The sequence below is a fragment of the uncultured Phenylobacterium sp. genome (assembly GCF_902826855.1).
Classification (GTDB): domain Bacteria; phylum Pseudomonadota; class Alphaproteobacteria; order Caulobacterales; family Caulobacteraceae; genus Phenylobacterium.
Genome location: NZ_CADEGK010000196.1, coordinates 1 through 8,345 on the forward strand (window position 1 = coordinate 1; position 8,345 = coordinate 8,345).

Sequence of the window (8,345 nt, forward strand, 5' to 3'; positions counted from 1 at the left end):
GTGAAATGCGTACCCCTGCTGCACCCCGCCTATCTGCTGCGCCGCCCCGAAGACAAGGCGAAGGCGTGGGATGATCTGCGAACGGTTGCTGCAGTCTGCGACGAGATGGGTATAAAACGAGCCTCTGGATTGTAATGCGAAAGGCGACATCATGATTTCGCGCCGCACCTTCCTGATCACGTCATCGGCGCTGGGCGTTGTTTGCGCCTTCGGCGGCACGGCGCTCGCTCAGGTGCCCTTTGAGGTCAGACACACCACGGCTGAGTGGCGAAAAATCCTGTCTGAAGACGCCTATATGGTCATGCGGCAGGGCGATACCGAGCCGCCGGGCTACAGCCCCCTGGACCAGGAAAAACGCGCCGGCATCTTCTCATGCGCCGGCTGCGACCTGCCGCTGTTCAAGTCGGAGACGAAGTACGAGAGCAACACCGGCTGGCCCAGCTTCTACCGGGCGATCCCCGGTGCGGTCGCCACCAAGACCGACTTCAAGATCGGCGTGCCGCGCAAGGAGTATCACTGCGCGCGATGCCTGGGTCACCAGGGCCACGTCTTCGACGACGGGCCGAAGCCGACGGGCCTGCGCTACTGCAACAACGGCCTGGGCCTGAAGTTCGTGTCCGCCTAGGGCGTCACGTCTTCGCGCCCTTAGGAGCGACGGCGGGCGGGGCGTTCGAAGACGGCGGGGAGGGCGAGGAGTCGCCGCCGTCCTGGTGAATCCTGCCGGCGCCCGAAACGTCGGTCTCCAGTTGGCGCGGGCGAGTGAGCAGGCGGATGTCGGCCATGCCGGACGCGTCGAGCCGCGCCCAGTCCGACGGCGCGATGGTTGCGTCCGAGGCGCCTGCGGCGTCGACGTCGGCGCGCTGGGTCTTCAGCTTCCCGAGATCGGCGTCGCCATTGCCGGAGATGTTGAGGTTCAGGTCGTCGGTCTCGCCCACGACCGTGACGTCGGCGTCCCCCGAGACGTCCAGACTGAGACGCGGCTGCCTGTAGCTCTCCACCTCGAGCCTGTTGGCGCCGGACACGTCAAAGGCCGCGATGTTGGGGGCCCGCACGACGATGGTCAGTTCGGGACGCCAGTGAGCGCGGCCGTGCGCGTAGCGAATCGTATCGCCCGTGATCTCCAGGTCACTGACCGCCCGGGCGGGGCCGGTGACCTCCACCGTCCCCGGGCTCCCCGGCGTCTGGATGTAACGGACCTCGGCGGCGACCTCGAGGTCGAGGCGTTCGGCGCCGCTCCAGGCCAGGCTACGGGTGGTGGTCTCGCCCTCGTCGCCGCCCGACCAGCGGGTGTGATCGCGGCGTTCCACGTCGTCGCGCCAGTCCCAGCCCCAGTGGCGGCTCCAGTCCCGGCCGTCGGCGAAGCGCCAACTGCCGCGCGCCAGGGCGTCTGGACCGGCGATGGCGACGGCGGCGGCGATGGAGCCGACGCTCAGCAGGAAGCCGGCGATGGCGATCATTGCGAGGACGCGGATCATCTGGACCTCCCGATCAGGCTTCGAGGGCCGGCTTCAGGAGCCGGTAGTGCAGGCGGCCGTACCAGACCAAGGCGTTGATCAGGCCGATGGTGATGATCGTCAGGATCGCTCCGGCGGAGGCGGATCCCGACATGACGCCGATACCGACCAGGATCGCGGCGCCGGGCCCGCCTGGCGGGTCCGTGAAGGGCCCGGCGGCGAGCGCGAAGGCGCCCACGAAGAACATCACCACGGCCACCACGAAGAAGGCGAAGATGGTCGCCGCCACGCTCATCAGGATCGGCAGCAGGATCAGGATATCGAGCGCGCCCAGGCCCAGGACGGCGAACACGGCCGCAGCGGCGGAGGACGGACTGCGTTCGTCGCGCCAGCGGTTGAGGCTGGACTCGGCGCGCAGTTCGCGGGCGAGGCGGTCCGGGTTGCCCAGCGCGGCGGCCACTTCGGCTTCGCTGCGGCCTTCGGCGGCGCCGTCGGCGAAGTGGGCCTCATAGTCGGAAATCACATCGGCCACGGTCTGCGCAGGCAGGCCGCGCAGGCCTTCCCGCAGCCGGGCCAGAAACGCTTGGCGTGTCATTGGGCCCCTCCAAGGATGGTCTCGACGGCGCCGGAGAACGACTTCCAGGCCGCCTGCTGCGAGATGAAGTTCTGTTTCCCGGCCTCGCTCAGCCGGTAGTACTTGCGCGGTGGGCCTTCCTTGCTCTCGACGAGGTAGGTCTCCACCAGGCCGTCGGCCTGCAGCCGGCGCATCAGCGGATAGATGGTGCCTTCACCCATGCCGATGGCATCGGCGAGCTTGCTGGCGATCTCGTAGGCGTAGCTGTCGTGCTGCGAGAGCAGGGCGAGGACGCAAAGCTCAAGCGCGCCCTTCTTCAGCTGGATCTCGATGGCCTCGGGCACGGGGAAGCGCCTCCTTGTGTACCCATGAGGTACGGCAAGGTAGTGAGTGGTGCAAGGTAGCTGGCATTAAACGTTAGTAACCCGGACCGCGGGCGAATCGGCCGCGATCACCAGCGTAGGACGGCGACCAAGTAGCGACATGGCCTGCCGCTCTCATTGCGGAAAACCACGTCGGACGGCGGGCCGAACTCCAGACGGTCCCCGGCCCCAAGCGTCGTTGGCAGCTCGCCCTCCTGGACGACGAGGGCGCCTTCCAGCACCCAGAGCACCTGCCGGATGAGGGCGTATGAGGCCGCCGGCGCGGCGACTCTTGCGCCCGGGGGCAGCTCCACATCCACCAGTTCCAACGGTAGGCCCGCGCTCAGATAGACCTGGCGACGCCGATAGCCGGTCGCAGGGTCGATCCAGGCCGGCTGGTCGGCCGCGCGCAACACCCGGGAGCCGGCGCTCGCGGGCTCGGTCAGCAGTTCGGCAAGCGTCACCCCGAAGGCCGCAGCGATCCGCAGCAGCACCGTGGCCGTCGGACTGGATTCCTGCCGCTCGATCTTGCTGAGCATGGAGCGTGAGACGCCCGAACGCTCCGCCAACTGGGCCAGCGACCAGCCCCGGTCTGTCCGCTCGCGCGCGATCCGAAGGGACAGGGAGGTTTCCGAATCCACTATATTTGACATCTCATCCTCGATAGGGGATGTCTTAGGTCCGTCAGGAGGGGAGCGCAATGGCCCGCGTGAGAACCGCCACCGAGGAGGACGCCGCCGCGGTCGCGGGCATCTACGCCCCCTATGTGCGCGACACGGTCATTTCGTTCGAAGAGGTTCCGCCGTCCGCAGAGGAAATGCGCGGGCGCATGCGCAAGACCCTTACGACCCATCCCTTCCTCGTCTTTGAAGATGAGGGCTGGGTCGCCGCCTACGCCTACGCCACGCCGCACAAGGAGAGGGCGGCCTATCGCTGGTCTGTGGATGTCACGGCCTACGCCGCGCCGGAGGTCCATCGCCGCGGCGTGGGGCGCGCCCTCTACACCCGCCTATTCGAGATCCTGCTGCGCCAAGGCTTCCACGCCGCCTTTGCGGGCATCACGCTTCCCAACGAGAAGAGCGTCGGCCTGCACGAGGCGATGGGCTTTCGCCACATCGGCGCCTTCGCAGACGCCGGCTTCAAGTTCGGCGCCTGGCGCGATGTGGGCTGGTGGGGTCGTCTCATCGCCAGCGGCCCGCCTCGCGGCGAGCCGATCCCGTTCTGCGAACTGCCCGCCGACTGACGTCCGAATGGGTCGGACGCTAGCTCCGCACCAGCACGTATTCGCCTGGCGCGTCGCCCAGCGGCTTCAGGGGGCCCGCAGCCGGGTCGCGGGCGGGGATCTGCTTGCCGGAGCGGGCCTTCAGCCAGGCCGCCCAGTGGGGCCACCAGGAGCCGGGGTGCTCGACCGCGCCGGCCTGCCACTCGTCGAGGGTGGCGGGCAGGGCGTCGTTGGTCCAGTGCTGGTACTTGTTCGCCACCGGGGCGTTGATGACGCCGGCGATGTGGCCGGAGCCCGCCATGGTGAAGGTGGTGGGGCCGCCGAACAGCCGCGCGCCCTTGTAGACCGAACGGGCGGGGGCAATGTGGTCCTCCTTGGAGGACTGGGCATAGATCGGCACCTTCACCTTGCCCAGGTCGATCTGCACGCCGTCGACGACCAGCTCGCCCTTGGCCATGGCGTTCTGGCCGTAGAACTTGCGCAGGTAGTCGGTGTGCAGGGTCTTGGGCATCCGCGTCTGGTCGGAGTTCCAGAACAGCAGGTCGAAGGGCTTGGGCTCCTTGCCCAAGAGGTAGTTGTTCACGAAGAACGACCAGATCAAGTCGTTGCCGCGCAGCGCGTTGAACGTGTCGGCCATGGTCTTGCCGTCGAGGACGCCGCCGCCGGCATCCATCTTGTCCTCGAGGGTCTTGATCCACTCCTCGTTGGTGAAGAGGAGCAGGTCGCCGGCTTCGGAGAAGTCCTGCTGGGCGGCGAAGAAGGTGGCTGAGCCGATCGACTCATCCCCCTTGGCCGCCATGTGCGCCAGGGTGGCCGAGAGCAGGGTGCCGCCGATGCAGTAGCCGACAGTGTTCACGTGATCGACGCCGGCCTGCTTCTTCACGGCCGCGACGCCTTCGTAGATGCCCTGGCGCATGTAGTCTTCGAAGGTCTTGGTGGCCAGCGAGGCGTCAGGGTTCACCCAAGAGGCCACAAACACGGTTAAGCCCTGGCTGGCCAGCCAGCGGATAAGCGAGTTCTCGGGGCGCAGGTCCATGATGTAGAACTTGTTGATCCACGGCGGGAAGATCAGCAGCGGGATCTCGCAGACCGTCTCGGTCGAGGGTGAGAACTGCAGCAGTTCGATGAGCTCGTTGCGGAACACCACCTTGCCGGGGGCGGTGGCGACGTTCTCGCCGATCTTGAACATCTCGTAGTCGGTCTGGGCGATGGACAGCGATCCGCCGCCGCGCTGCAGGTCGGCCTGGAAGTTCTGCATGCCGCGGACCAGGCTCTCGCCGCCCGTAGCCAGCACCTCCCTCAGCGCCGTGGGGTTGGAGGCCAGGAAGTTCGACGGCGAGAAGGCGTCGGTGAGCATCTTCATGAAGAACTCGACGCGGCGCTTCTCGAGCGGATCGACGCCGTCGACTTCGGCGACCAGGCCGTTCAGCCAGTTGGCGGTAAGCAGGTAGGACTGCTTGATCGTGTCGAAGACGGGATTGTCGCTCCAGTCGGGGTCGGCGAAGCGCTTGTCGCCCTTGGCGGGGGCCACGACGGGGTCGGGCGCCGCGCCGGTGGCGCGCCGCGCAGTCGTCTGCCAGAGTTCGAGGTAGCGTGAGAACAGGTCCGCCTGCGCCCGCATCATCCGGTCGGGCTGGGCGGCGAGGCGGCCCATCACCTGGGTCAGCGCCGGGGCCACGTGGAACGGGTCGGCCGACAGCGCCGCGGGGCGATCGGCCTGGCGCAGCGCCATCTCGGCGATGGTCCCCTGGGCCGTCAAAGCCGCGCGGGCCAGGTTCATGCTCAGCTGTTCGACCTGGGCGCGTTGCTCTGCGGAGAACGAAGCCGCTCCGAACGCGGGGCCGCTGGGCCCGGGGTCCTTGGCGGACGCAGAGGCCGGCGGGGGATCGGCCGTGAAGGTCTTGGTTTCCGCCGCAGCCGGCTTGGCGGCGGCCTTCTTGCCGTTGGGCTTCTTCGCCTTGGCCTTTGCCTTGGCTTTGGATGGGGCCGCGCTCTGCTCGCTCATCTGGTCCTCCGAAATGGCGCGGTCATCGGCCGCGCTCTTCCGTCCTTCGCCATCATCGCATAAGACCTTGGCGGAAATGTACGTTCCGCGCCCGCCTTTTCCGATTCTTGCCGCGCTTTGCGGCAGCGCGCTGCTGGGCGGGTGCGTCGGCAACCCATTTGGCGCCACGCCGATCGACCCGTCCTCGCCCGTGGCGGCCGACGTGGCCCAGCTGAGCCGGCAGGAGGGCAAGTTCCCCACCTTCGCCAGCATTCCCAAGACGCCGACCGACATGCGCCCCGCCGCGCAGTACGGGATGTCCGCCGACCGCGTGGCCGCCGCGGGCGACGCGCTGATCCGCGCGACCGAGCCCGGGACCTGGACCCTGCAGGCCACCGACGCTTTCGCCGAAGCCGCGCGCCGCGACGCCGGCCCGGCAATCGATCCAGCCCGGCCGGGCGACGCCGAAGCCTATGCGCGGGAGCTGAGGGAGCGAGCTACCCCGCCTCCGCCGCGCTAGCTCAGACCCTGAGCCCAGAGGCGCCGCGCGAGGCAAAAAACCTGAAAGCCGGCTTGGCGGACTCCGCCCGATCAGTCTATCCAGGCCAGACGTCAGCTCGCAGATCAGCCGCGCAAGCCATGGCGGCGAAAGAGCTTCAGCCATGACACCCGAATTCCACCGCATCCGCCGCCTCCCGCCCTACGTCCTCGAGGAGGTCAACAAGATCAAGGCGCGCCTGCGCGCCCAGGGGACCGACATCATCGACTTCGGCATGGGCAACCCCGACATGCCGACGCCCAAGCATATCGTCGACAAGCTGATCGAGACCGCCCGCGATCCCAAGGCCGGGCGCTACTCGGCCTCGAAGGGCATCATCGGCCTGCGCCGCGCCATGGCCGGCTATTACGACCGCCGCTTCGGCGTGAAGCTTGACCCGGACACCGAGGTGATCGCCACCCTGGGGTCGAAGGAGGGCTTCGCCAACCTGGCCCAGGCGTTGACCGCGCCCGGCGACGTGATCGTCTGCCCGAACCCGGCGTACCCGATCCACGCCTATGGCTTCATCATGGCCGGCGGGGTGATCCGCCACGTGCCGGCGCTGTCGCCTGAGGAATACCTGTCGGGCGTAAGCCGGGCGGTGAAGCACTCGGCGCCGCCGCCCACCGTGCTGATCCTCAGCTATCCTTCGAACCCGACGGCGCAGTGCGTGGACCTGGAGTTCTACCGCGACGCCATTCAGCTGGCCCGCAAGCACGACATGCTGGTGATCTCCGACATCGCCTATTCGGAGATCTACTTCGACGACAATCCACCGCCGTCGGTTCTGCAGATCGAGGGGGCCAAGGATATCGCCGTCGAGGTCAACTCGCTCTCGAAGACCTTCGCCATGGCCGGCTGGCGGGTCGGCATGGTGGTGGGCAACGCCCGCATCTGCGCGGCGCTGGCGCGGGTGAAGTCGTACCTCGACTATGGCGCCTACACCCCGATCCAGGTGGCCGCCGCCGCGGCGCTCAACGGCCCGGCGGACTGCATCGAGGAGATCAGGGCCATCTACAAGTCCCGGCGCGACGTGCTGGTGCAGACCATGAAGCGCGCCGGCTGGGACATCCCCTCGCCGTCGGCCTCGATGTTCGCCTGGGCCCCGGTGCCCGAGCAGTTCAAGGAGGCCGGGTCGCTCCTGTTCTCCAAGCTCCTGATCGAGGAAGCGGGCGTGGCCGTGGCGCCGGGCATTGGCTTCGGCGAGTACGGCGAGGGCTATGTCCGTGTGGGGCTGGTGGAGAACGAACATCGGATCCGGCAGGCGGCGCGCAACGTGAAGAAGTTCCTGGCCAACTCGGATGAGATCCTGGGCCGCGCCCACAACGCCCTGGCGGCGCAGTGATGGACGAGATCGATCGCAAGCCTTGGGGCATCGGGGTTGCGGGCCTGGGGACCGTCGGCGCCGGGCTGCTCACCTTCCTGGCCGACAACCCGGCGTTCGCGCCGGCCGGCGGCATGGCTGTGGTCAGCGGAGTGTCGGCGCGGTCACGGTCGCGGCCGCGGCCGTTCGACATCTCGAACCTGCCTTGGTTCGACGATCCGGTGGAACTCGCCAAGTCGGATGAGACCGACCTGTTCGTCGAGCTGATCGGTGGGTCCGACGGGCCGGCCAAGGCGGCGGTCGAGGCGGCGCTCAGGGCCGGCAAACCCGTGGTCACCGCCAACAAGGCGCTGATCGCCGAACACGGCGCGGAACTGGCGGCGCTGGCCGAGGAGATGGGCGTCCCGCTGAAGTTCGAGGCGGCGGTGATGGGCGGCGTGCCGGCCGTGAAGGTGGTGCGCGAGGCCCTGGTCGGCGACGACATCCACTCGATCTCGGGCATCCTCAACGGCACCTGCAACTACATCCTGACCGAGATGGAGGCGACCGGTCGCTCCTTCGCCGACGTGCTCGCCGAGGCCCAGCGGCTTGGCTACGCCGAGGCCGACCCGACCATGGACGTGGGCGGGTTCGACGCGGCGCACAAGATCACCATCCTGGCGGCGTTGGCCTTCGGCTGCGCGCCCAACTTCGCCGCCGCCGAGATCGAGGGGATCGAGGGGGTCGAGTTGCTCGACATCCGCATGGCCAAGGACCTGGGCTACCGGATCAAGCTGGTGGCCTCGGCGGAGCGGTCGATCCACGGCGCGCTGGTGCGGGTGCATCCGACGCTGGCGCCGCTGGACCACCCGCTGGCGCGGGCGGGCGGAGCCCTGAATGCGCTCTTC

At 68.2% G+C, this 8,345-nt stretch carries 10 protein-coding genes; 5 read left to right on the plus strand and 5 right to left on the minus strand.

Translation table 11 applies throughout. The features are described from left to right. The first annotated feature begins 151 nt into the window (after positions 1-151). Entirely contained in the window at positions 152-625 is a 474-nt protein-coding gene (gene msrB / locus QZV94_RS20300) for a peptide-methionine (R)-S-oxide reductase MsrB (protein WP_293681133.1), read from the plus strand. Between the two features lie 4 nt (positions 626-629). Here the strand turns inward: msrB and QZV94_RS20305 are convergent, their stop codons facing one another. The 4 genes from QZV94_RS20305 to QZV94_RS20320 all read right to left on the minus strand — a co-directional run bounded on the left by QZV94_RS20305 (position 630) and on the right by QZV94_RS20320 (position 3,043). After that, the gene (locus QZV94_RS20305; RefSeq protein WP_293681136.1) at positions 630-1,475 is read right to left on the minus strand and encodes a DUF2807 domain-containing protein; all 846 of its coding nucleotides are present in this window, start codon (positions 1,473-1,475) and stop codon (positions 630-632) included. 13 nt (positions 1,476-1,488) lie between these two features. After that, a complete protein-coding gene (locus tag QZV94_RS20310; protein ID WP_293681139.1) occupies positions 1,489-2,049 on the minus strand; it encodes a DUF1700 domain-containing protein in 561 nt (186 codons plus the stop codon). Then, on the minus strand, positions 2,046-2,372 hold the full coding sequence (locus QZV94_RS20315) for a PadR family transcriptional regulator (RefSeq protein ID WP_293681142.1): 327 nt from the start codon (positions 2,370-2,372) through the stop codon (positions 2,046-2,048). Before QZV94_RS20315 ends, QZV94_RS20310 begins: the two co-directional genes overlap by 4 nt. Positions 2,373-2,479: 107 nt before the next feature. Then, a complete protein-coding gene (locus QZV94_RS20320; RefSeq protein ID WP_293681145.1) occupies positions 2,480-3,043 on the minus strand; it encodes an XRE family transcriptional regulator in 564 nt (187 codons plus the stop codon). A 47-nt stretch (positions 3,044-3,090) separates the two neighbouring features. Between QZV94_RS20320 and QZV94_RS20325 the strand changes: the two genes are divergently transcribed. Then, positions 3,091-3,633, plus strand: a complete 543-nt coding sequence (locus QZV94_RS20325; RefSeq protein ID WP_293681148.1) for an arsinothricin resistance N-acetyltransferase ArsN1 family B — start codon at positions 3,091-3,093, stop codon at positions 3,631-3,633. A gap of 19 nt (positions 3,634-3,652) precedes the next feature. Here the strand turns inward: QZV94_RS20325 and phaC are convergent, their stop codons facing one another. Next, complete coding sequence (gene phaC, locus QZV94_RS20330) at positions 3,653-5,617, minus strand: class I poly(R)-hydroxyalkanoic acid synthase (RefSeq protein ID WP_293681151.1); 1,965 nt, start codon at positions 5,615-5,617, stop codon at positions 3,653-3,655. A gap of 76 nt (positions 5,618-5,693) precedes the next feature. On the opposite strand from phaC, the gene QZV94_RS20335 reads away from it, so the two are divergent. The 3 genes from QZV94_RS20335 to QZV94_RS20345 all read left to right on the plus strand — a co-directional run. Beyond that, positions 5,694-6,116 carry a hypothetical protein gene (locus QZV94_RS20335; RefSeq protein ID WP_293681154.1) on the plus strand — a complete coding sequence of 141 codons (423 nt, stop codon included), beginning with the start codon at positions 5,694-5,696 and terminating at the stop codon, positions 6,114-6,116. A 142-nt stretch (positions 6,117-6,258) separates the two neighbouring features. After that, entirely contained in the window at positions 6,259-7,479 is a 1,221-nt protein-coding gene (locus QZV94_RS20340) for an LL-diaminopimelate aminotransferase (RefSeq protein ID WP_293681157.1), read from the plus strand. Between the two features lie 8 nt (positions 7,480-7,487). Continuing rightward, positions 7,488-8,345: homoserine dehydrogenase (locus QZV94_RS20345; protein ID WP_293681160.1), on the plus strand; the 858-nt coding region annotated here is incomplete at its 3' end.